The following is a 20,066-nucleotide window of genomic DNA, read 5'->3' as shown; positions in this document are numbered from 1 at the left end:
TACGCCGTCGGCAACTATGCCTTGTCTGACCGGATCGGCGCGACCCAGGGCCAGCGTCGAAAGCGCCGGAGGCGGGTCGTATCGTCCCGTCGTGTCCTCTCCGCACATTAAGTCCGCAGCGGTCGCCGAGGCGCTCGCCGCGCTCGACGAGGGTCGTACCCCCGAACGGCTGGTGTTCCGGGAGGCGGTCCGTGCCTTGTTGACCGCCCTCACGGAGCGTGCCCCCGGCCGATCGGTGGAGGTGCGTGTCCCACCTTACGGTGCAGTTCAGTGCATTCCCGGTCCCCGACACACCCGGGGAACCCCGCCGAACGTCGTCGAGCTGGATCCGACCACCTGGCTGGAGTTGGCGACGGGCCGGCGGAGCTGGGCGGACGCGGTCACCGAGGGTCGCGTACGGGTCAGCGGGGTCCGTGCGGACCTCTCCGCGCACCTTCCGCTCCACCTGGGCGAATAGTCCCCTCGCGCGAACACGGAGAGGAGGCGAATCGTGACTTTCTGTATTGACACCGATTCGCGTACACTGTCAGGCGACGACAGTGGTCCCGGCCGGGCAACGCGGACCAGCACATCCGTCCGGCCCGGCCAGTCCCGACCAGCATGAGGGAGCGGCAGGTGCCCCGAGGCGACGGCCGGCTGAGCCACGATCTCGATCCCCAACGACCCGGCCCCCAGGACGCCTGCGGCGTCTTCGGTGTCTGGGCGCCGGGGGAAGAGGTCGCCAACCTCACCTACTTCGGGCTCTACGCCCTCCAGCACCGTGGCCAGGAGGCCGCCGGGATCGCCGTCAGTGACGGCTCCGGGGTGGTGGTCTACAAGGATCTCGGCCTGGTGGCCCAGGTCTTCGACGAGCCGACCCTGGCCAGCCTGCGCGGGCACCTCGCGATCGGGCACGCGCGCTACTCGACGACGGGCGGCTCGACCTGGGAGAACGCCCAGCCGACCATCCGGTCCACCAGCGCGGGCACCACCATCGCGCTGGCGCACAACGGCAACCTGGTCAACACCGCCGAGCTGCAGCGCGAGGTGGCCGAGCGGGGCCTGGCCGCCGACGGCTCGACCAACGACACCTCGCTGGTGACGATGCTGCTGGCCAGTCGTCCGGATCTCTCGGTCGAGGCCGCCGCGCTGGAGGTGCTGCCCCAGCTGCGCGGGGCGTTCAGCTTCGTCTTCATGGACGAGTCGACGCTCTACGCCGCCCGCGACCCGCACGGCGTGCGCCCGCTGGTCCTCGGCCGGCTGGAGCGCGGCTGGGTGGTGGCGAGCGAGACCGCCGCGCTCGACATCGTGGGCGCGAGCGTGGTCCGCGAGGTGGAGCCGGGCGAGCTGATCGCCATCGACGAGAACGGTCTGCGCTCGGCCCGGTTCGCCGCGCCCGAGCCGAAGGGCTGCCTCTTCGAGTACGTCTACATCGCCCGCCCGGACGCCACCATCGCCGGGCGCAACGTGCACGCCGCCCGGGTGCAGATCGGCCGCCAGCTCGCCAAGGAGCACCCGGTCGAGGCCGACCTGGTCATCCCGGTGCCGGAGTCCGGCACCCCGGCTGCCATCGGCTACGCCGAGGAGTCCGGCATCACCTACGGCGCCGGCCTGATGAAAAACCCGTACGTCGGCCGGACGTTCATCCAGCCGTCGCAGACCCTGCGCCAGCTCGGCATCCGGCTGAAGCTCAACCCGCTGCGGGAGAACGTGCGGGGCAAGCGGCTGGTGGTGGTCGACGACTCGATCGTGCGCGGCAACACCCAGCGGGCGATCGTGCGGATGCTGCGCGAGGCGGGCGCGCTGGAGGTCCACGTGCGGATCTCCTCCCCGCCGGTCAACTGGCCGTGCTTCTACGGCATCGACTTCGCCACCCGGGCGGAGCTGTTGGCCAACGGGCTGGACAACGAGGGCATCCGGCGGTCCATCGGCGCCGACACGCTGGGCTATGTTTCGTTGCCCGGCCTCATCGCCGCGACCGAGCAGCCGAAGACCCGGCTCTGCCGGGCCTGCTTCGACGGGGAATACCCGATCGAGCTGCCGGCCGGGAACCTGATCGGCAAGCACGTGCTCGAAGGGGTGGGACGCCGGGTCGCCGATGCCCCGGACGCCCCCGGGCACGACGTCCCACCGCTCGTCGCCACTTCGGGCGGCGCGACCGTACACCGCCAATAGCACCGCCCGACGCGGGCCGACCGGCCACCGCCGGACCCCGCGAGAACCACAAAAGGGGAGAACCGTGACGCACGTTTCCGAGCGCAGCGGCACAGGAAGCAGCCCGACCGGCGCCGGCGGTGACCGCCAGCCCTGGACGGCCGGCAACGGCCGCCCGGCGCGCAAACGCTCGGTCTCGTACGCGGACGCCGGCGTCTCGATCGAGGCGGGCGACCGCGCGGTCGAGCTGCTCAAGTCCAAGGTCAAGCAGACCCGTCGCCCGGAGGTCATGGGCGACCTGGGCGGCTTCGCCGGCCTGTTCCGGCTGGACACCAAGAAATACAAGAACCCGATCCTGGCGTCCTCCACCGACGGGGTGGGCACCAAGCTGGTGATCGCGCAGCAGCTCGACATCCACGACACGATCGGCATCGACCTGGTCGCCATGGTCGTCGACGACCTGGTGGCCTGCGGGGCGGAGCCGCTGTTCCTGCTCGACTACATCGCCTGCGGTGAGGTCGTCCCCGACAAGGTGGCCGAGATCGGCGCGGGCATCGCCGACGGCTGCCGGTACGCCGGCTGCGCGCTGCTCGGCGGCGAGACGGCCGAGCACCCGGGCGTGCTGCGTCCGGACGAGTACGACGTCTCCGCCACGGGCGTCGGCGTGGTGGAGGAGAGCGAGATCCTCAGCCCGGATCGGGTGGAGATCGGTGACGTGGTCATCGCGATGCGCTCCTCGGGCCTGCACTCCAACGGCTACTCCCTGGTGCGGCACGTGCTGCTGGGCGCGGGCCGGATGCGGCTGGACGTGGTGATCGAGGACTTCGGCCGCCAGCGCACCCTCGGCGAGGAGCTGCTCACGCCGACCAAGATCTACGCTCAGGACTGCCTCAAGCTGATCGCCGAGGCCGAGGTGCGGTCCATCGCGCACGTGACCGGCGGCGGCATCCCGGGCAACCTGGTGCGCATCCTGCCGGAGAACGTCGACGCGGTGGTCAACCGCTCCACGTGGAAGCCGCAGCCCATCTTCGACCTGATCCAGTCCAAGGGCCGGATCGACGACAACGAGATGGAGTCGACGTTCAACATGGGCGTCGGCATGTTCGCGATCGTCTCCGCCGAGGACGCCGACCGGGCGCTGGCCACGCTGACCGGCCGGGGTGTGGACGCCTGGCAGGCCGGCGAGATCATCGAGGGCACCGGCAAGGTGCAGATGGTCGGCCAGCACACTCGGGGTTAATATCGAGGGCCATTGATTTGCTCGGCGTCTGGTCGGGGGTTCACCCGAGCGGCCGTCGCCGCCTAGCCTGAGGGGCACCCTTCGGGTCGGGAAGGAGGGCGATGGCTGCTCGGGGACGGCCGTCCAGCGGGATGCGGGGGATCTCCCCGGTCCCGTCGTACGTCGTGATGCAGCCGACGACCCTGTGCAACCTCGACTGCGCATACTGCTACCTCCCGATGCGGGCGGTCGACCGGCGGATGCCGGTCGCGGTCGCCGAGGCGGTCGCGGCCTCGGTGAACCGCTGGGCGGAGGCCGGCCGCTTCTCGGTGGTGTGGCACGGCGGGGAGCCTCTGGCCGCCGGCCGGGAGCACCTCGCCGCGCTGATCGCCCCGTTCGGCCCGGAGGTCGAGCACCACGTGCAGACCAACGCGACCCTCATCGACGACGCCTGGTGCGATTTCCTCGCCGCGCACCGGGTGCGGGTCAGCGTGAGCGTGGATGGGCCGCGCGGGCGCAACGGCGACCGGGTCACCCGGGCGGGCCGGCCGGCGTACGACCGGATCGTGCGTGGGGTGGCGGCGCTGCGTCGGCACGGGCTGCCCTTCTCGGCCCTGGCCGTGGTCAACGACCCGGAGCCGGGTCGCGCCGCCGAGCTGTACGACTACTTCCTCGGCCTGGGTTGCGAGGTGCTGGGCGTCAACATCGAGGAGACGGAGGGGGTGAACACCCGGGGCAACGCCCACGAGGCGGCGCAGGTGCGGGCGTTCTGGGCGGAGCTGGTGGCCGCCTGGCGTCGGGACCCCCGCATCCACCTGCGCGAGGTGGAGTGGTCGCTGCGGTACGCGGCGGCGGTCCTCGACGGCACCGCCGACGGGCTGCTGCCCCGGCGGCTGGACCCGATCCCCACGGTCGGCTACGACGGCTCCGTGGTCGTGCTCTCCCCGGAGCTGGCCGGCTTCTCCGACCCCCGGTACGGCGACTTCAGCAGCGGCAACGTGCTGACGACCCCGCTGGCCGAGATCGTGGCCGGCGCGGAGCGGACGACCGGTTGGGTGGGTGAGTTCCTGGCCGGCGTGGAGGCATGCCGGGCGTCCTGCCCCTACTTCGGGTTCTGCGGGGGCGGGCACGCCGCCAACCGTTACTTCGAGCTGGGGCGTTTCGACGGTACGGAGACCGAGCACTGCCGCAACAGCAAGATCCGCCTACTGGAGGGAGTGTTGGACCATGCCCGAGAACACCGGACACCGGCAGTCTGAGCGCGTCGGAGGGGCCACGGAGGGCCCGGTCGTCGACCGGGTGCGGGATGCCGCCGAGGGGCTCGTCGCGCTGCTCCAGGAGGCGGAGGACGCGCGCCGGCTGCGGTCGGAGGCGGCGGGAGGAGAGGGCGCGGGCGCGGTGTGCGCCTGGAACCACTTCGAGAACATCCCGACGTTCTACAACTGGAACAACCGGCCCCGCTGAGGGTACGGCTCCGAGATCAAGGACCTGCCGATCGCCCGGAACGGGGTCCGGTGGACAGATCCTTGATCATCGGTTGGTACGCCGGCCCCGGGACGGGCACAAACACAAGCACGCGGACTGCCGCGTGCTCAGCTGCTCCCGGGGGTCAACGGGTCGGACGGACCCAGGGGTCCGGGTCCTCGTCCGCGTGATCCTCGTCGTCGTCGTCGACATACTCTTTGTAGTCGTCGTCGAAGTCGTGGTTCGACTTACCAGCACCCGCCAGTTCGCGCTGCAAGGCGGTGAGGTCGGTGTTCGGGGAGTGGTACTTCAACTCCCGGGCCACCTTCGTCTGCTTGGCCTTAGCACGGCCGCGCCCCATGGCTCGACCCCCTCGCACAGAATTCGGGGCAGCCCGAAGGCGGGCCCCGATGACGTCAGGCATCTCTCGTGGCTCTTACGGTACATGGGGATGCCGCCCTTCGGCACCTCGGGTTACCGCAGGCCGGCTCTGCGCGTCGCAGTTATCCGGCCGTCACCGATTGTACTGAGGTAAGGGGCGGTTGCCGAATCACCCGTGACATCGGGCAGTTGGGCAGTAATCACCCCGATTTCAGCTTAACGCCGTTCGCCGTCGCGCCCTGCCCGGTCGCCCGACCCGGGGTCCAGGCCGCCCCGGGCCGGGCTGTGACCTTCACCGCAGCACGCGGCGCGGCACCGCACAGGCGGCCCCGCGCCGCGGCGCGGCGGTCGTCACCTCAGGTGGATCGTCCGCAGCCGGCCGACCTCCGCCATCCGGCGCTCGGCGAGCCGGTCCGCCGCCACCGCCGGGGGCACCCCCTCGTCGTCGGCGAGCCGCAGGATCTGCCGGGTGGTGTCGTAGATGCGGGTGGCCCGGAGCTTGGCCCGCTCGAAGTTGAAGCCCTCGATCTCGTCGGCCACCTGGATCACCCCGCCGGCGTTCACCACGTAGTCGGGGGCGTAGAGGATGCCCCGGTCGGCGAGCAGCTTCTCGATGCCCGGGTGGGCGAGCTGGTTGTTCGCCGCCCCGGCGACCACCTTCGCCCGCAGCGCCGGCACCGTGTCGTCGTCGAGGGCGCCGCCCAGCGCGCACGGGGCGTACACGTCGATGTCGGCGGCGACGAGCGCGGCGGCGTCGTCGACCAGCTCGACCTGCGGGTGGTTGGCGCGCACCCACTCGCGCGCCCGGGGGTCGACGTCGGTCGCCACCACCTCGGCGTGGTCGTCGAGCAGGTGCCGGGTCAGGTGCTTGCCGACCTTGCCCAGCCCGGCCACGCCGACCCGCCGGCCGTTGAGGGTGGGCGCGCCCCAGACGTGCTCGGCGGCGGCCCGCATGCCCTGGAAGACGCCCCAGGCGGTCAGCACCGAGGAGTCGCCCGCGCCGCCGTGCTCGACGCTGCGGCCGGTGACGTAGCGGGTCTCCCGGGCGATCACGTCCATGTCCGCCACGTACGTGCCGACGTCGCAGGCGGTGTAGTAGCGGCCGTTGAGCGATTCGACGAAGCGGCCGTACGCGCGCAGCAGCGGCTCGCTCTTGAGCTGGTCCGGGTCGCCCCAGATGACCGCCTTGCCGCCGCCCAGGTCCAGCCCGGCGAGCGCGTTCTTGTACGCCATGCCGCGCGACAGGTCGAGCACGTCGGCCAGCGCGGCCTCTTCGCTCGCGTACGGGTAGAAGCGGGTGCCGCCGAGCGCGGGGCCCAGCGCGGTGGAGTAGATGCCGATGATCGCGCGGAGGCCGGTCTGCGTGTCCTGGCAGAACACGACCTGCTCGTGGCCGGTGGATGACGGGTCGTCGATGCTGGTGAAAACGCCCATGGCTGACTCCTGTGACGGTGTGCGTCCTTGTGGGACGCGGACCTGGTGGCGCGCCCGGCGGGATGGTGCCGGTGCCTCCGAGCCTAGTATCGGCCGACGCCGTGCCGTCGTGCGCAGCGTGCCCGGTCGCGGGCGTCCGGTGCCCAGCGCGCCTGATCGGGGGGCGCTGCGGGCGTCCGGGTTGCGTCTCGTGGGAGGATCGCGCCGTGCCGTCGCTCTTCGCTTCTTACCTGCGGGTGTACGAGCCGCTGACCGCCTTCGACCGGGACCGCCAGTCCTTCTGGCGGCGCTACGTGCAACAGGGACGGGCGGTGGCCCCCTCGGAGGGGCCCCTGCGGCAGCGGACGGCGGTCATCGAGGCACTCGGCGCGGGCTGGACCCGCCTGCCCGACCTGCCCGAGGAGGCGTACGTCCTGGAGGTCGACGACGCCCTGCTGGTCTGCCCGTGGAACCTGCGGATCCGGGTGGCCGAGGCGGCACTGAGCGCCCGCGACGGCGTGCCGTCGGTGCTGGCCGACGCGTTCGTGCCGCCGATCCTCGCGGGGCAGGCCAAGGCGGTCGTGGAGGACTGGCGCAGCGGGGCCCGGGTGCTGGAGCACGGCGTGCCGCGGGTGCACGAGCAGATCGCCACGTGGGGCGTGCCGCTGCGCTGGTTCGTCCTGTTCGACTTCGAGGAGCGGGACCTGGTGACCCGGCCCGGGCGGCGCGCGCTGCGCTACCGGACGGAGATCTCGAAGGCCCGCCGCCGGTCGTCGCGGGCGCTGTCGGTGCTGCGCAAGACCGTCGGCGAGGCGCCCATCACCGAGGCGGTCGAGGAGGCCGCGCGGTGGTTGGAGGAGTTCCACCCGCGCTCGGTGGTGGAGCTGGACTACGGCGGCCTGGTCGAGTTGCTCTCCGACGAGACCCTCGCCGAGGACGACTCCCCGGCGCTCGTCGCGGGCGGCCTCGTTGGGCTGTCCAAGGGGGAGGCCGACGAGGCTTCGGCGGCGTACGACCGGCTCGTCGCGAGGTGGCGGGCGGTCCAGTTGCTCGAGCGGTGCAACTAGCCCTGACCTGGGGAAAGACCTGCGCAAGGGGGCGCAAAACGCCCATGGAAGCGCTCCCAAGGTGAGATGCTCTCGTAGTTGGAGCATCACGACCAGTGACTATGAGTCCAAATAAGGTGGGTTCTGGCGTGTATTAGTCGTATAAATCGGGCATGGTTCATCCGTCCGTCTAGGGACCTTCGGCCGTTCGGCCCATGTCGGACATCGGGGACTAGCCGGACCATGGGAGACGCGTCGGCCGGCGGGACCCCGGCCGATGTCTATACCTGTGGAGGAGTGACCGATATGGCATCGCGAACGCACGAACCGGAGCCGCTGCTCACACCGGCCGAGGTGGCGTCGATGTTCCGTGTCGACCCGAAGACGGTGACCCGGTGGGCCAAGGCTGGCAAGCTCAGCGCCATCCGCACCCTGGGCGGCCACCGCCGTTACCGCGAGTCGGAGGTTCGCGCCCTGCTGCAGGGGCAGATCCCCCAGCAACGCCAAGGCGACTGAGCCAGTTCCTTCAGACGTACGGATCAGGGGTGGCAGAGCGATTCTGCCGCCCCTGATCCGTGTCCGGCCCCCGTCACCGGGCCCCCTCGCCCCCGGGTGCGGCCCCCTCGGTGAGGATCACCCGGATGCCCACCGTGCCGCCCTCGCCCCGGCGCAGCCGGCTGCCCAGCAGGCTGAGGCGGCCCACCAGCCGATACTTCTGCTTCAGCAACTCGCGGATCCGGCGGGTCTGCGCCGGATCGCAGATGGCCGCCCGGCCGGGCACCGCCGCACCGTGCGGGCGGCCCCGCACGTCGCACGGCGCGACCGTGACCTCGCCGCTGCGCCGGATCCGCTTCACCTTGCCCGAGTCGGCGACGGTCCACGCGGCGAGCGCGTCACCGTCGCGGACCACCCACACCGGCGTGGGCACCGGCCGCCCGTCCTTGCGGAACGTGGTCAACAGCACGTACTTCTCGGCGCCCAGCCGGTCCAAGGTGGTCACGCCGCCAGGATACGACCGAGCGGACGTCAGGCAGCGGGGATAGCGTGAACCATGTGACCGGGGAACCCAGGATCGGCGACGTCTTCGGCGAGCTGCTGCGCGACGCGCTCGCCGTGCAGAGCGGGGTGGGTGCCCGGCCGCTGGCCGGAGGGCGCCTGCCCCGCCCGGTCATCGAGGTCATCGAGCGGGACGACGGCCTGATCAACGGCGCCCCCGCCGCCCACTACCTGGCCGGGCCCGAAGACTGGCAGCCGTACGACCACCGGGCCGTGGACCGGGTGCGCGGCGAGACGCTGGACGTCGGCGTCGGCGCCGGCCGGATCGCGCTGCTGCTCCAGGAGCGCGGCGTGCCCGTGACCGGGCTGGACACCTCGCTCGGCGCGCTGAAGGTGTGCCGGCGGCGCGGCGTACGCGACCTGGTGCACGGCACGGTCGACCAGCACGTCGCCGACGGCCGGCGGTACGACACCTTCCTGCTGCTCGGCAACAACCTCGGCCTGATCGAGGGGCGGGACCGGGCACCGGCGTTCCTCGCCGCGCTGGCCGCGCTCGCCCGGCCCGGAGCGCAGGTCATCGCCCACGGCACCGACCCGTACGGCACCAGCGACCCCGTGCACACCGGCTACCACGAGCGCAACCGGCGGCTCGGCCGGCTCGGCGGGCAGCTTCGGCTTCGCCTGCGCTACCGCGAGCTGGGCACCGAGTGGTTCGACTACCTGGTCTGCTCGGTGGCCGAGCTGGCCGACCTCGTACGCGGCACCCCGTGGCGGCTGGCCGACGTGGACGACCGGGACGCCCCGTACTACCTGGCGACGCTGACGCTCACGGGCTGAGGTGCTTGCAGGGGCCCCCTGTACAACAGAATGCGTTAACAAGGGGCCCCTCCTTACACCTCAGACCTGGACGGTCGGCGGGAGCTGCTCCGGCGGGAGACCGCCGTCGCCGTCGACGACCTCGTCGGGGGTGCCGTCCTCGTCGAGGTCGACCATCGTGATGTCCACCTTGCCGTCACCGTCGGTGTCGAACTGGAACAGGTCGGCCCGGCCGTCACCGTCGGTGTCGACCACCCAGACGTCGGTCTTGCCGTCGTTGTTGGTGTCCGCGCGGAGCAGGTCGACCCGCTCGTCGCCCCGGGTCTCCACGGTCTCGTTGGTCTCCACACTCTCCGGTGCCTGGCTCATGTCGGGTCCTTCCCTCGGTTGACGGCCGTCCTTACCCGGATCGACGCGCCCCCACGCATCCGCCGGGTGGCGGTGCTGCATAGGGTCGCACCCATGAGCCAGTGCAGCGAGCGCCCCGGCGCGGCGGAGACCCCGCGCGCCGGGCGGAGCGAGGAGACGTCATGAGCGGTCGGTTCGTCGTCGTCGGGGCCGGCACGATGGGCCTCGGCATCGCCTACGTGGCGGCCGGCGCGGGATACCGCGTCGAGCTGGTGGAGGTCGACCCGGGCCGGGCCACCGCCGCCGGGGCGCGGCTGGGCGAGCTGTGGGAGCGGGCGGTGCAGCGCGGCAAGCTCACCGCCGACGCGGCGGCGGCCAACCGGGAACGGTTGACGCTGCGCCCGTCCCTCGGCGAGGTCGCGGCCGAGCCGGACGTGGTGGTGGAGGCCGTCCCCGAGCGGCTCGACCTCAAGCGGACGGTGCTGCGCGACGCCGCCGCCCTGCGCCCCGCGCTGCTCGGCAGCAACACGTCCAGCATCGCCATCGCCGAGCTGGCCGCCGGGCTGGACCGGCCCGAACGCTTCCTCGGCCTGCACTTCTTCAACCCCGTCTGGGCCATGGCGCTGCTGGAGGTCGTGGTGGGCCCGGCCACCGCCGACGAGACCACCGCGGCGGCCGTCGCGCTCGCCGGCCGGCTGGGCAAGGACCCCGTCGTCGTACGCGACATGCCCGGCTTCGCCACCTCCCGGCTCGGGGTGACCCTGGGCCTGGAGGCGATCCGGATGGTCGCCGACGGGGTGGCCAGCCCCGCCGACATCGACAAGGCCATGGTGCTCGGCTACCGGCACCCGGTCGGCCCGCTGGAGCTGACCGACCTGGTGGGGCTGGACGTCCGGCTCGACATCGCCCGCACCCTCCAGGCCGCGTACGGGGACCGGTTCGCGCCGCCGCCGCTGCTGGAGCAGATGGTCGCCGAGGGGAAGCTGGGCCGGAAGTCCGGGCAGGGCTTCTACCACTGGGACGAGGGCGGCAGGCGATGAGCGGGCTGCGCGTCGAGGAGCGCCCCGACCGGCTCGTGGTGACGCTCGACCGGCCGGAGAAGCGCAACGCGATCGACGCCGACCTGGTCGCCGAGCTGCACGCCGTCTGCGCCGAGCTGGAGGCCCGGCCCCGGCTGCTGCTGCTCACCGGCGGCACCGAGGGGATCTTCGCGGGCGGGGCGGACATCGGCCAGCTCCGCGAGCGCGGCCGGCTCGACGCGCTCGCCGCGATCAACTCGGCGGTGTTCGCCCGGGTCCGGGCGTTGCCGATGCCCACCGTCGCCGCCGTGGACGGGCCGGCGCTGGGCGGCGGGGCCGAGCTGGCGTACGCATGCGACCTGCGGGTGTGCACGGCCCGCGCCGTGTTCGGGCAGCCCGAGGTGCGGCTGGGCATCCTGGCCGGCGCGGGCGCGACCCACCGGCTGCCGGCGCTCGTCGGCGAGGCCCTCGCCAAGGAACTGCTCTTCACCGGCCGCCGGGTGGACGCCGCCGAGGCGCTGCGGATCGGCCTGGTCAACCGGGTGGTCGACGAGCCGGCCGAGCTGCTGCCCACCGCGCACGGGCTGCTCGACGAGATGGCGAAGGGGTCCGCGCTGGCGCTGCGGCTGACCAAGCTGGCCGTGGACGCGCCCCCGGCCGCCCACCCGCACCTCGACCTGGTCAGCCAGGCGGTGCTGTTCGAGGACGAGGAGAAGCGGCGGCGGATGACCGAGTTCCTGGAGCGCCGCCGGGACCGTTGACGCGAGCCGCGAGTCGGCGGCCGTCCCGCGAGGATCGTGGGGCGGCCGCCGCTCGGACCAGGTCGGTTCAGTGCCGGATCTGCACCCCGGAGTCGGCCAGCGCCCGGATCACCTGCGCGGACTCGCCGAAGCCGATGACCAGCACGGCGTCCGCGCCGTACTCCTTGATCTCGCGGGCCCCGGCGGTGAAGTCCAGCGGCGGGGCCTTCGCGTCGGCCGGCGGCTCGTACGTCAGCAGCTTCACCCGGTCGCCGTCGATGCCGGCCCGCTCCAGCTCGGCACGGACGTTCTCCTGGAGGCCCTCGCCGTAGGAGTCCTTCCGGGCGACCAGGGCGATCCGGTGCGGCCCGTCGCGCAGGATCACGTCGGCCAGCGCCCGCCCCTGGAGGCTGTCCGGAGGGGCGGTGCGGAAGTAGAGCCCCTTGTCCTCGACCGAGGTCAGCCCGGCATCGGTGTTGGACGGCGAGAAGAGCACCAGGCCAGCGGCCACCACGTCCGGCAGGACGGCCCGGGAGATGCCCGACGCGCCCGCGCCGATGATGACGTGCACGCCGTCGGCGATGTGCTTCTCCACCGTCTCCTTCGCCACTGCCGGGTTGGTGCCGTCGTCCCCGTCGACCCAGCGCACGTCCTCGCCGAGCACGCCGCCCGCGGCGTTGATCTCCTTGAGGGCGAGCGCGGCCCCGGCGGCCAGCGGCGGGTACGCGATGGCCAGGTCGCCGGTGCGCGGCAGCAGGCCGCCGAGGACCAGGGGCGCCGAGGGGACCTTGCCGCTGCCCTGCCGGTGCGACCGGGGCGGGTTCTTGGTGCTCGCCGCCGACTCGTCGCCGGCGCCGACGAACTCGGTCTTGCCGTCGTCGAGCTTCTCCTCGCCGAAGGTCAGGGTGGCGTAGCTGGCGGTGGCCGGCTCACCGGCATCGGTGAACCCGGCCCGGTTGAGCGAAACACCCCGGTACTCGATGTCCCGCCCGTTCCGCGCCAGCCGCAGGCATTCCGCCGGCTTCTCGCACCGCTCACCGTTGTTGGTGACGCCGACGATCTGCTTGGCGATCGCGGCCGGATCGGTGCTGCCGGCCAACTGCGCGGCCAGGGCGCTGATCACGACGGCGTCGTACGACTCGGCGGAGTAGAGATAGTCCGTCAGTTTCGGGTCGACGGCGCGGAGCCGGTTCTTGAAGGCCTCCGGCAACGGCGTGAGCGGGGTCGTGCCCTTCATGCCGTCGAGCAGGTCGGCGCGCTCCTTGAATTCCGCAGCGTACGCGTTGGTCATGTTGCCGTCGCTGCCGTAGAGGCGGACCTGTGGGGTGGTGGTCGCCTCCTCGGACTTGTCGGCGCCGCAGCCGGCGCCGGCGAGGAGCAGCGCCCCGCACGCCGCCAGTGCGGCGACGCGCGAGCCGGGTGATACGAGCATGGTCGTCCTTCCTCCGGGAAAGGTCCGCTGCGCACATTAGCGTGCCTGGCTGATCGGCGGGACCGTGGAGGAGGGTCAAACCCCAGCTAGCCCCGGCGACGCACGGACGGTCACGGGGCGCGCGCTCTCGGGTGGTCACCGCTTGACCACCGGACGTACAGTTCGGCGGGTGACGGACGTACCGCAGCAGACGCTGGACGACGCGACCGCCGTGCTCCACTCCGCCCTCGCGGGCGACGGCGACGCGGTGGTGGGCACCTTCGACAAGGTGGTCGACCGGGCCGGCCTCGCCGGAGCGTACGGGGTGGCCTGGTGCCTCGCGGCCACCATGGTCGGGGACGTGCCCGCCCCCGGCGGCGCGGCGCTGGACTTCCCCGGCATCGACGAGGCGGGCTACGACACCCGCTGGGTGGCGCGCTTCGTCAGCGCGTACGCCAACGCCGACGCCGACACGGGGGAGGCGCTCTTCGGCGCGGCGGTCGCCGACGGCCTGCTGCCGGACTGCCTGCTCACCCTCGCCGGCTCGACGGTGGCCACCCTGCGCAGCCGGGCCGGCTGACGCCCGACCCCGACCCGGGGGCCGGGCGTCGGGCGTCGCCGGTCAGAACGCGTGGTACGCGATCAGCGGCTCGTACTCGTAGCGCAGGTTCTGGAAGCGCACCCGGAAGTTCACCCCGTCGCGGACGTTGGTGGCCACCGTCGTCCACCCCGACTTCGCGGGGAGATAGGTCCAGTAGTTGCAGTTGTTGGTCTTGTCGACGAAGACCACGCACGCCTGGGTGCCGAAGCTGCTGTCGTTGCGGACGTTGACGTCCGCGCAGCGGCTGGTGGTCCGGTAGGTGCCGGCCTCGCCGCCCCAGCTTCCGGTCTGGAAGTACGAGCGCACGGCGCCGCCGTAGCAGGTGGCGTACGTGCCGGCGAGGTTGCCGGCGACCAGCGGCTGGGCGGGAGCGGCGACGGCGGGGGCGGCGAGGGCGAGCGCCGACACGGCCGCGGCCGTCGAGGTGGACAGCAGGCGGACGACCGGGGACGACATGGGTGCCTCCAACGGGTTGTTGACCGTCCGGGTGGGACGGCCGACCGACCGGGACGATGATACTGGTCGATCTTCCCGGCGTCGGCCCGGCCGTGGCGGGACCGGTGTGATAGCTCTGGTGGCATGTCGCAGGCCATGCTCGCCAAGGTGCGCAAGCTGCTGGCGAAGGCCGAGGACCCGGCCTGCACGCCCGAGGAGTCGGCCGCCTTCACCGCCAAGGCGACCGAGCTGATCGCCCGCTACGGCGTGGACCGGGCCCTGCTGGCGGCCCGTGACCCGACCACCGACCCGGTCGGCGACCGGGTGGTCGAGGTCGTCGCCCCGTACGCCCGGGACAAGGCCGGCCTGCTCGCGGCCGTCGCCGACCCGCTGCGCTGCCGCTGCGTGCGCCGCCGGCACGGCGACGGCTTCGCGATGCACCTGTTCGGCTTCGCCAGCGACCTGGAACGGGTCGACCTGCTCTTCACCTCGCTGCTGGTGCAGGCCGCGCACGGGCTGGCCGCCGCCGGGGTCCCGGCGGGCGAGCACCCGGCCGCGTTCCGGCGGTCCTGGCTCGCCGGGTTCGCCCAGGTGGTCGGCGCGCGACTGGCGGCGGCGGAGGCCGACGCCGTCGCCGACTCGGGTGGCCCCTCCGTCGCGCTCGTGCTGGCCGACCGCTCGGACCGGGTCCAGCGTCGGGTCGCCGAGGTCTATCCCCGGCTGCGCACGGCCGCGCCGAGGCGGCTCGCCGGGACCGGCTTCGGCTCGGGCGCGGCGGCGGGGCGGAGTGCGGACCTCGGCGGCCGGGGGGTGACCCCCGCAACCCGGCCGGCACGGGGCCTCACCCGCTGACGTCAGCTGTCGTGGGGGTGCAGAACGCAGGAGAGATAGCGGGTCAGCAGCTCGTGCCAGCCGGCCGTGAGGGCCTCCCGGTACCCCTCGGCGGCTGCGCCGTGCCGGTCGAAGTGCCGGTGCTCGACCTCCACCCGGGTCCACTCCGGGCCCTCGGGGAGGAACAGCACCTCCACCTCGCTGGCCCGCGCCGGGTCGGGGACGGGCACGCGGTCGGGCCCGATCTGCCAGACGAACACCAGGCGGCGGGGCGGATCCCAGGTGAGCACCCGGCCCCAATCGGCGCGGAAGCCGTGCGGGCCGATCTCGTAGAGCATGCCGCCGGCGTGCGGCTCGACGCCCAACTCGACCAGCTCGGCCGGCCCGGACCAGGTGTATTCCGGCACCCACCAGTCGGTGAGGGCGCCGGTGAAGACCGCGAAGGCCCGTTCGGCGGAGGCGGGAACGAGGAGGCTGCTGCGGAGCGAGTATCGTGCGACGTCCTGCCGGACGGCTGTCGGACCGTCGATCTCCTGTCCCATAGGCCCGGACCATACCGGCTGGTGTCCTGGAGTGCAGCTTGCAAAGTGCCGGCTTGCGGACCCCTTGCGCCCGGATGTCGGACAGTAGCGCCGAGTGGTCGTGACGCAACGCCTTGCTGCGGCGCGCCGCAGCGACTCATGCTGCTCGTGCGGACTCCCAGGGGTAGGGCATCGCTCGGAGCCGCTCGACGTGGGCGAGGTGACGCCGCTGCCGTTCGTGGTCACCGGCGGCGGCGGCTTCGTCCGCCCAGCGCTGGACCTCCGCGATCCATCCCTCGTGCTCGCTGCGCAGCGCGTCGTTGAGTGCCTGAACGTGCGGGTCCATCGTCATCGCCTCAACCTCCTAGCCGTTCGTCCAGCTTACCGAGTTCGTACCGGCTGTCTTCCACCTGACGGCGGTAGAACTCCTGATGAGTCTCGTACTGCGTGATCAGTTCGCGCGCCCGCTCGATCCGCTCAACGAGCCTCATGCGCTCGAACTCGTCCTGCTCGTTGGGGACCGTCATCGGCCCTCCCCGTCCAGCGAACCGCCCTGCCTCAACTCTTCCCCCTCCGGGCCCATACGCTCCATCCGTTCAAACCGAACCGTTCCCCGGGACGCCTCCCCTGCTCGACGCTGGAAGAGCACCCCTGACCCCCGGTGAGGGAGTGAGACGGTACGGACATGATCAAAACCCTGTCGGCGGTAGTACCCATGGAGCGCCAGATTCGTTCGCCAGGCGTCCAAGCGAAGCCAACTCTTTCCTCGGTCAGCCGCTAGTTTCGAGGCGAAGTCAACCAGTGCCTCGCCGAGACCGCTGCCAGCGTAGCCACGATCCACGATCACTCTGTGGACATACAGTGCGTCGCGTGGCTCGTCTTCCTCGTGCCAGAACTCGGGGTCTGCCAACTCGTCGACTATTGCCATCGCTGCGATGCGAAAGCCGTCAACAGCGACGTAGCACTCTGCCCGGCCGACCGCGTCTTCAATCCGCTGCTGCATCCGCTCGGGCGTCTGTCTCTCACTCCGCCCAGTGGGCTGCCATTGGTCGAGTCCCTGAGCTGCAAGCCATCGAACGGTATCGGATTGCAGGCGAACAAGGACAGCAAGGTCTCGGTAGCGAGATAACCGTCAGAATTAATCGCACAACGTATGAGCCGGTAGTGTCCGGCCGGGCGTTCGAGGAACTGTCGAGCCAAGGTCTAGCTACGCTGGTTAATATCGCCCACGCGCTGGCGCACCACACAGTTGCCATCGATCGCGAACTGCCGATTCCCGGCCTTCTTGTCCTAGACGGAATCTCGGCCAACGCGGGACATGAAGGCTTCGACCTCGACCGTGTGAGCGACGTCTACCGTCTCCTTAGCGACGTGGGGGAGCGGTATAGCGGCAGGCTCCAGATCTTGGCGGTCGACAACGAGGTCGATCACAGGATCATCGTCCAATATGCTAAATTCTCGGTGCTCACGCTGACCCAAGAGAAGAAACTAATTCGGCCGACTCAACGATCTGTCGAGTAGAGGGCGGAATGAGTATCAATGCAGCAGTCGCCGTGTGAGATGTCGCTGGTGGGGTGCCAGTAACAGGAAACCGCTGCGGGCGACGTTTTCGCCTCAGGCGGTCGTCTCGGCGGGGTCCCCTTCAGTAGGACCTACTCGCTGTGGGACGCGCTGTCCGCCTCGCCCGGCAGTCTGGTGAGCTTGGTCTGTCGGCTGGTATAACGCTGGAGCCGGCGCGTCCGCAGCATGCCCCAGTGGCTGGCTTGCGTTGCCGTGCCGTCGCCATTCGCGGTGAGCGAGACGAGGGCCTGGGGCGGTCTGAGGATCATCAAGTGGTTGCACCCTCTCCTCGCGGCCCGATCGTCCGCCATGACTGGCACCTTGTCCAAGGCTGATCCCGCCGGTGTCCGCGCTTCTCTGGAAGATTCACGGCCCGGTTGTAACGATTGCCTTGCGCGGCACCGGCCCGCGTCGCTTGTTGACCAGGGCCACCCGGCGCATGAGGTCTGTCTGGCTCGGGTCGTAGAGCAGCCGCAGGGCATGAGTGAACATCTGCGCGCCCTCCAACACGTCCTGAGCGCTCAGACGGGACTCGTGGCTGCCAGAGTTACCGATCCACTTCACGGCCAGCAACACCCTGGCCACATCCGGCTTGTTCTGGGCGAACTCGGTGATGCGCTCGTGTGCCTTACGGGGCGCACGTCTCCGACCGCCGGCCTTGGTCTTCTCCAACCTGGTCTTGGCAATCTTCTGCGCGGTCATCAACTCCTCGACCGCCACCCGCAAACGGCCCGCCGCGCCGGCTGGGTCGGTCCAGATTACCGCTGCAGCAGCCGTAGTCGCCTTCCGCACCGCCTCCGGAGTGCTCGTCGGACAGTCGACGATCAGCGGTGCCGGGTGCGCGAACCGCAACCGGTACCGCTCCGTGTACATCTCGTGCTCCTGGGTCCACGCGTCGACTCGTGGCGGCTTCGGCTTGCTGACCGTCTCGAAATCGCCCGTCACCGCCACGCGCTCCCAGCAACCCGTCAGTGAACACGTCAGGATGCCGGTGAACATGCCCTGAACCCATTCGGGCTCGAAGTCGTCCGGCCACTTGTCCTCGGCCCGTAACGACTCGCCCGAGCGCTGCCTCACGAACGCCGTGGTCTTCTCCAAGTGCCCACGCGAGCAAGCCGGGCAGACGATGTGCGGCAGCTCGAAGAACCAGGCGGTCAGCGGCAACAGCGGGTGATCCACGCTGGACACCGTACGCGTCCCGAGCGGCACTCGTCACACTCGTTAAGCCGCGGCGCGTATCGCCGACCCCGGTCGGCGCCGCGCTGCCGCAGTTGCTGGCGGTCGGCGAATCTTGCCAGGTTGATCAAGGGTATCGGGTACGTCGGCCACCGCACCGGGCCTGTGGAATCGACGCCGGGTCACCCAACTGGGCCGCCTGCCAGTGGAAGCCGTCGTCATGGCGCTGACGCATCTATGGTGCAGCTCCAGCGTCCCGTCCGCGCGCGGCGCGATGGGGGATCGGCCGAGTGGCCGCAGTAGGCGGCGAGGACGTGCCCGTCCTGGATATGCCCTCTTACGCCGAAACCAGCGTGCCGAGGTGTTCAGGCCAGTTGGCGGTGGCCTAGAACCTTCGCGAGCGTTGCCGCAGTTGGCTCGTCCAGCCTCAATCGAAATAGAAGGTGGTCGGCGGATCGAGCTGGCGCCCGTCCGCGTGCCCCCGAGAGATCATTAAGCGGGCGGTAGCTCATCGATGAGTATCGGTGAAAAAGCAAGATCCCCACCTGCGTTTCCGCTGGTGGGGACCTCTGTAGCCCGGCGAAAGGCTATGTGGCCAGGGGCGGGGTCGAACCGCCGACCTTCCGATTTTCAGTCGGACGCTCGTACCAACTGAGCTACCTGGCCGTGCTGCTCGGCTCATCGTACCCAAGTGGCGGGATCGCCGCCGGCAGGGCACCTGCTCCGATACGCAGAACGCCGCGCATCTTACGCGCGGCGTCAGCGCTTGCGGTCCTGACGGGACTTGAACCCGCGACCTCCGCCTTGACAGGGCGGCGAGCACTCCAACTGCTCCACAGGACCTGGCTGGTGTTACCGGTGTTGCTCCGGCTTGCGCCGGTCGTGCCCCCAACGGGATTCGAACCCGTGCTACCGCCTTGAAAGGGCGGCGTCCTGGGCCGCTAGACGATGAGGGCGGCCCCGCCATCATTGCACACTCGCAACTTCTAGCGGACTTGCTCCCATCCGGCCCCGCCGGAGGCTTCGAAAGCATACGTGACGGTCGGCCCACGAAACAAATCGGTATGGCTGGCGGCACATCCAGCCACAAACCTGCAGGTCATGGGCGGTCTAGCCGATCCGGGTGAGCCCGTAGCGCCGCTTCAGGTCGCCGATGAGGTGGGCGCAGGCGGCGACCGTGGCGGCCCGGTTGCCGCCCCCGTCGTGCATCAGCACGATCGAGCCCGGCTTCGTCGCGCCCATGACCCGCTTCCTGATCGTCGGGGCGGTGGGCTTCGCCCAGTCCTGCGGGTCGACGGCCCAGTGCAGCGATCGCATGCCGAGCTGCTTCGCCACCGTCACCACCTCCGGGGTCCACCGCCCGCCCGGCTGTCGGTAGAGGGTCACCTTGGCGTCGGGCGCGGCCGCCCGGATGGCGCGGTTGGTGCGCGTCAGGTCGGCGCGGATCTCGGCGACCGGCCGCCGGCCGAGGTCGATGTCGTGCCGCCAGCTGTGGTTGCAGAGCTGGTGCCCCTCGCGGGCGATCCGGGCGACCAGCTGCGGGTGCTTGCGCACCTGCGTGCCGACCACGCAGAAGGTGGCCTTCGCCCCGGCTGCCTTGAGCTGGTCGAGGATCTTCGGCGTCCAGGCCGGGTCGGGCCCGTCGTCGAAGGTCAACGCCACCGCCTTGCCGCCCGTGGTCCGGCGCAGCCCCGTCGGGAGCTTGGTGGGGCGCGGGCGCAGCGGGGGTGGGGTGGTGCGGGTCGGCTTGGGGGCGACGGTCGGCTTGGGCGTCGGCTCCGCCGGGGGTGCGGTCGGTGTCGACGGGGAGGCGGCGGCTCCCGGACGCCGGTCGGTCGTCCGCTCGCCGCAGCCGGCGAGGAACAATGCAAGGCAGAGGCCGAAAGCGAGTGCTCTCCGTGCGCTCATCGTCGCTCCGAGGGGTCGGGGGCCGTGGGCCACTCGACCGTAGTGGAC

General features: G+C 71.3%; 25 protein-coding genes and 3 tRNA genes. 13 read left to right on the top strand and 15 right to left on the bottom strand.

Annotation, left to right across the window (positions count from 1 at the left end; genetic code table 11):
• The first annotated feature begins 91 nt into the window (after positions 1-91).
• The 5 genes from LPA42_RS15295 to amcA all read left to right on the top strand — a co-directional run bounded on the left by LPA42_RS15295 (position 92) and on the right by amcA (position 4,816).
• Positions 92-457: a sterol carrier family protein gene (locus LPA42_RS15295; RefSeq protein WP_043961208.1), complete on the top strand. Its 366-nt coding sequence runs from the start codon at positions 92-94 to the stop codon at positions 455-457.
• A 158-nt stretch (positions 458-615) separates the two neighbouring features.
• The gene (gene purF / locus LPA42_RS15290; RefSeq protein ID WP_077935508.1) at positions 616-2,154 is read left to right on the top strand and encodes an amidophosphoribosyltransferase; all 1,539 of its coding nucleotides are present in this window, start codon (positions 616-618) and stop codon (positions 2,152-2,154) included.
• A gap of 64 nt (positions 2,155-2,218) precedes the next feature.
• On the top strand, positions 2,219-3,373 hold the full coding sequence (gene purM, locus LPA42_RS15285; RefSeq protein WP_077935509.1) for a phosphoribosylformylglycinamidine cyclo-ligase: 1,155 nt from the start codon (positions 2,219-2,221) through the stop codon (positions 3,371-3,373).
• Between the two features lie 131 nt (positions 3,374-3,504).
• The gene (gene amcB / locus LPA42_RS15280; RefSeq protein ID WP_304442013.1) at positions 3,505-4,611 is read left to right on the top strand and encodes a cyclophane-forming radical SAM peptide maturase AmcB; all 1,107 of its coding nucleotides are present in this window, start codon (positions 3,505-3,507) and stop codon (positions 4,609-4,611) included.
• Positions 4,580-4,816: a multiple cyclophane-containing RiPP AmcA gene (gene amcA / locus LPA42_RS15275; RefSeq protein WP_077935511.1), complete on the top strand. Its 237-nt coding sequence runs from the start codon at positions 4,580-4,582 to the stop codon at positions 4,814-4,816. Before amcB ends, amcA begins: the two co-directional genes overlap by 32 nt.
• Before the next feature lie 145 nt (positions 4,817-4,961).
• On the opposite strand, the gene LPA42_RS15270 is transcribed toward amcA, so the two are convergent.
• Together LPA42_RS15270 and LPA42_RS15265 are read right to left on the bottom strand one after the other, a co-directional pair.
• Positions 4,962-5,177, bottom strand: a complete 216-nt coding sequence (locus tag LPA42_RS15270) for a DUF3073 domain-containing protein (protein WP_036373645.1) — start codon at positions 5,175-5,177, stop codon at positions 4,962-4,964.
• 371 nt (positions 5,178-5,548) lie between these two features.
• Positions 5,549-6,631 (bottom strand): Glu/Leu/Phe/Val dehydrogenase, encoded by a 1,083-nt coding sequence (locus LPA42_RS15265; protein ID WP_077935512.1) that lies wholly within the window; start codon positions 6,629-6,631, stop codon positions 5,549-5,551.
• A gap of 206 nt (positions 6,632-6,837) precedes the next feature.
• On the opposite strand from LPA42_RS15265, the gene LPA42_RS15260 reads away from it, so the two are divergent.
• Both LPA42_RS15260 and LPA42_RS15255 read left to right on the top strand, forming a co-directional pair.
• A complete protein-coding gene (locus LPA42_RS15260) occupies positions 6,838-7,677 on the top strand; it encodes a hypothetical protein (protein ID WP_077935513.1) in 840 nt (279 codons plus the stop codon).
• Between the two features lie 285 nt (positions 7,678-7,962).
• The gene (locus LPA42_RS15255) at positions 7,963-8,172 is read left to right on the top strand and encodes a BldC family transcriptional regulator (RefSeq protein ID WP_007073996.1); all 210 of its coding nucleotides are present in this window, start codon (positions 7,963-7,965) and stop codon (positions 8,170-8,172) included.
• Positions 8,173-8,245: 73 nt separating this feature from the next.
• Here the strand turns inward: LPA42_RS15255 and LPA42_RS15250 are convergent, their stop codons facing one another.
• Positions 8,246-8,656, bottom strand: coding sequence for a PPOX class F420-dependent oxidoreductase (locus tag LPA42_RS15250; RefSeq protein WP_077935514.1), 411 nt, complete (start codon positions 8,654-8,656; stop codon positions 8,246-8,248).
• A gap of 53 nt (positions 8,657-8,709) precedes the next feature.
• Between LPA42_RS15250 and LPA42_RS15245 the strand changes: the two genes are divergently transcribed.
• Entirely contained in the window at positions 8,710-9,489 is a 780-nt protein-coding gene (locus LPA42_RS15245) for a bifunctional 2-polyprenyl-6-hydroxyphenol methylase/3-demethylubiquinol 3-O-methyltransferase UbiG (protein ID WP_077935515.1), read from the top strand.
• Between the two features lie 60 nt (positions 9,490-9,549).
• On the opposite strand, the gene LPA42_RS15240 is transcribed toward LPA42_RS15245, so the two are convergent.
• A complete protein-coding gene (locus LPA42_RS15240; RefSeq protein ID WP_043961229.1) occupies positions 9,550-9,837 on the bottom strand; it encodes a hypothetical protein in 288 nt (95 codons plus the stop codon).
• A 161-nt stretch (positions 9,838-9,998) separates the two neighbouring features.
• Between LPA42_RS15240 and LPA42_RS15235 the strand changes: the two genes are divergently transcribed.
• Positions 9,999-10,856, top strand: coding sequence for a 3-hydroxyacyl-CoA dehydrogenase family protein (locus LPA42_RS15235; protein ID WP_077935516.1), 858 nt, complete (start codon positions 9,999-10,001; stop codon positions 10,854-10,856).
• Entirely contained in the window at positions 10,853-11,596 is a 744-nt protein-coding gene (locus LPA42_RS15230) for an enoyl-CoA hydratase/isomerase family protein (protein WP_074475579.1), read from the top strand. Before LPA42_RS15235 ends, LPA42_RS15230 begins: the two co-directional genes overlap by 4 nt.
• A 67-nt stretch (positions 11,597-11,663) precedes the next feature.
• On the opposite strand, the gene LPA42_RS15225 is transcribed toward LPA42_RS15230, so the two are convergent.
• Entirely contained in the window at positions 11,664-13,007 is a 1,344-nt protein-coding gene (locus tag LPA42_RS15225) for an ABC transporter substrate-binding protein (RefSeq protein ID WP_077935517.1), read from the bottom strand.
• Between the two features lie 169 nt (positions 13,008-13,176).
• Between LPA42_RS15225 and LPA42_RS15220 the strand changes: the two genes are divergently transcribed.
• Entirely contained in the window at positions 13,177-13,566 is a 390-nt protein-coding gene (locus LPA42_RS15220) for a hypothetical protein (protein ID WP_043961233.1), read from the top strand.
• 42 nt (positions 13,567-13,608) lie between these two features.
• Here the strand turns inward: LPA42_RS15220 and LPA42_RS15215 are convergent, their stop codons facing one another.
• Entirely contained in the window at positions 13,609-14,043 is a 435-nt protein-coding gene (locus LPA42_RS15215; RefSeq protein WP_043961234.1) for a hypothetical protein, read from the bottom strand.
• Between the two features lie 123 nt (positions 14,044-14,166).
• Here LPA42_RS15215 and LPA42_RS15210 point away from each other — a divergent pair, with 123 nt between their 5' ends.
• Positions 14,167-14,874 carry a DUF2786 domain-containing protein gene (locus tag LPA42_RS15210; RefSeq protein ID WP_077935518.1) on the top strand — a complete coding sequence of 236 codons (708 nt, stop codon included), beginning with the start codon at positions 14,167-14,169 and terminating at the stop codon, positions 14,872-14,874.
• 2 nt (positions 14,875-14,876) lie between these two features.
• Here LPA42_RS15210 and LPA42_RS15205 read toward each other — a convergent pair whose 3' ends face one another.
• The 4 genes from LPA42_RS15205 to LPA42_RS15190 form a co-directional block, all read right to left on the bottom strand.
• Positions 14,877-15,395 (bottom strand): SRPBCC family protein, encoded by a 519-nt coding sequence (locus LPA42_RS15205; RefSeq protein WP_043961236.1) that lies wholly within the window; start codon positions 15,393-15,395, stop codon positions 14,877-14,879.
• A 136-nt stretch (positions 15,396-15,531) separates the two neighbouring features.
• Positions 15,532-15,720, bottom strand: coding sequence for a hypothetical protein (locus tag LPA42_RS15200; protein WP_228986634.1), 189 nt, complete (start codon positions 15,718-15,720; stop codon positions 15,532-15,534).
• Positions 15,721-15,730: 10 nt separating this feature from the next.
• Positions 15,731-15,901: a hypothetical protein gene (locus LPA42_RS15195; RefSeq protein WP_158229360.1), complete on the bottom strand. Its 171-nt coding sequence runs from the start codon at positions 15,899-15,901 to the stop codon at positions 15,731-15,733.
• A complete protein-coding gene (locus LPA42_RS15190) occupies positions 15,898-16,467 on the bottom strand; it encodes a GNAT family N-acetyltransferase (protein WP_077935520.1) in 570 nt (189 codons plus the stop codon). Before LPA42_RS15190 ends, LPA42_RS15195 begins: the two co-directional genes overlap by 4 nt.
• A gap of 71 nt (positions 16,468-16,538) precedes the next feature.
• Here LPA42_RS15190 and LPA42_RS15185 point away from each other — a divergent pair, with 71 nt between their 5' ends.
• Complete coding sequence (locus LPA42_RS15185) at positions 16,539-16,895, top strand: hypothetical protein (protein WP_198956407.1); 357 nt, start codon at positions 16,539-16,541, stop codon at positions 16,893-16,895.
• Between the two features lie 405 nt (positions 16,896-17,300).
• Here LPA42_RS15185 and LPA42_RS34460 read toward each other — a convergent pair whose 3' ends face one another.
• The 5 genes from LPA42_RS34460 to LPA42_RS15160 form a co-directional block, all read right to left on the bottom strand.
• Positions 17,301-18,113 (bottom strand): DUF4145 domain-containing protein, encoded by an 813-nt coding sequence (locus LPA42_RS34460; RefSeq protein WP_144082511.1) that lies wholly within the window; start codon positions 18,111-18,113, stop codon positions 17,301-17,303.
• A gap of 589 nt (positions 18,114-18,702) precedes the next feature.
• Positions 18,703-18,776: transfer RNA gene (locus tag LPA42_RS15175), tRNA-Phe, on the bottom strand.
• A gap of 103 nt (positions 18,777-18,879) precedes the next feature.
• Positions 18,880-18,953, bottom strand: a tRNA-Asp gene (locus LPA42_RS15170).
• 40 nt (positions 18,954-18,993) lie between these two features.
• Positions 18,994-19,066: transfer RNA gene (locus tag LPA42_RS15165), tRNA-Glu, on the bottom strand.
• Positions 19,067-19,220: 154 nt separating this feature from the next.
• A complete protein-coding gene (locus LPA42_RS15160; RefSeq protein WP_228986633.1) occupies positions 19,221-20,018 on the bottom strand; it encodes a polysaccharide deacetylase family protein in 798 nt (265 codons plus the stop codon).
• Positions 20,019-20,066 lie beyond the last annotated feature (48 nt).

It is taken from the genome of Micromonospora sp. DH13 (genome assembly GCF_020873825.1).
Lineage (GTDB): Bacteria > Actinomycetota > Actinomycetes > Mycobacteriales > Micromonosporaceae > Micromonospora > Micromonospora haikouensis.
The sequence above is the reverse complement of the archived record's forward strand: the minus strand, read 5'-3'. Positions and strand labels throughout refer to the sequence as shown.

Coding starts and splice junctions, on each gene's coding strand:
- amcB (WP_304442013.1), top strand. CDS start 3,505: ATGCGGGGGATCTCCCCGGTCCCGTCGTACGTCGTGATGCAGCCGACG.
- amcA (WP_077935511.1), top strand. CDS start 4,580: ATGCCCGAGAACACCGGACACCGGCAGTCTGAGCGCGTCGGAGGGGCC.
- LPA42_RS15270 (WP_036373645.1), bottom strand. CDS start 5,177: ATGGGGCGCGGCCGTGCTAAGGCCAAGCAGACGAAGGTGGCCCGGGAG.
- LPA42_RS15265 (WP_077935512.1), bottom strand. CDS start 6,631: ATGGGCGTTTTCACCAGCATCGACGACCCGTCATCCACCGGCCACGAG.
- LPA42_RS15255 (WP_007073996.1), top strand. CDS start 7,963: ATGGCATCGCGAACGCACGAACCGGAGCCGCTGCTCACACCGGCCGAG.
- LPA42_RS15240 (WP_043961229.1), bottom strand. CDS start 9,837: ATGAGCCAGGCACCGGAGAGTGTGGAGACCAACGAGACCGTGGAGACC.
- LPA42_RS15235 (WP_077935516.1), top strand. CDS start 9,999: ATGAGCGGTCGGTTCGTCGTCGTCGGGGCCGGCACGATGGGCCTCGGC.
- LPA42_RS15230 (WP_074475579.1), top strand. CDS start 10,853: ATGAGCGGGCTGCGCGTCGAGGAGCGCCCCGACCGGCTCGTGGTGACG.
- LPA42_RS15225 (WP_077935517.1), bottom strand. CDS start 13,007: ATGCTCGTATCACCCGGCTCGCGCGTCGCCGCACTGGCGGCGTGCGGG.
- LPA42_RS15215 (WP_043961234.1), bottom strand. CDS start 14,043: ATGTCGTCCCCGGTCGTCCGCCTGCTGTCCACCTCGACGGCCGCGGCC.
- LPA42_RS15210 (WP_077935518.1), top strand. CDS start 14,167: ATGTCGCAGGCCATGCTCGCCAAGGTGCGCAAGCTGCTGGCGAAGGCC.
- LPA42_RS15205 (WP_043961236.1), bottom strand. CDS start 15,395: ATGGGACAGGAGATCGACGGTCCGACAGCCGTCCGGCAGGACGTCGCA.
- LPA42_RS15200 (WP_228986634.1), bottom strand. CDS start 15,720: ATGGACCCGCACGTTCAGGCACTCAACGACGCGCTGCGCAGCGAGCAC.
- LPA42_RS15195 (WP_158229360.1), bottom strand. CDS start 15,901: ATGACGGTCCCCAACGAGCAGGACGAGTTCGAGCGCATGAGGCTCGTT.
- LPA42_RS15160 (WP_228986633.1), bottom strand. CDS start 20,018: ATGAGCGCACGGAGAGCACTCGCTTTCGGCCTCTGCCTTGCATTGTTC.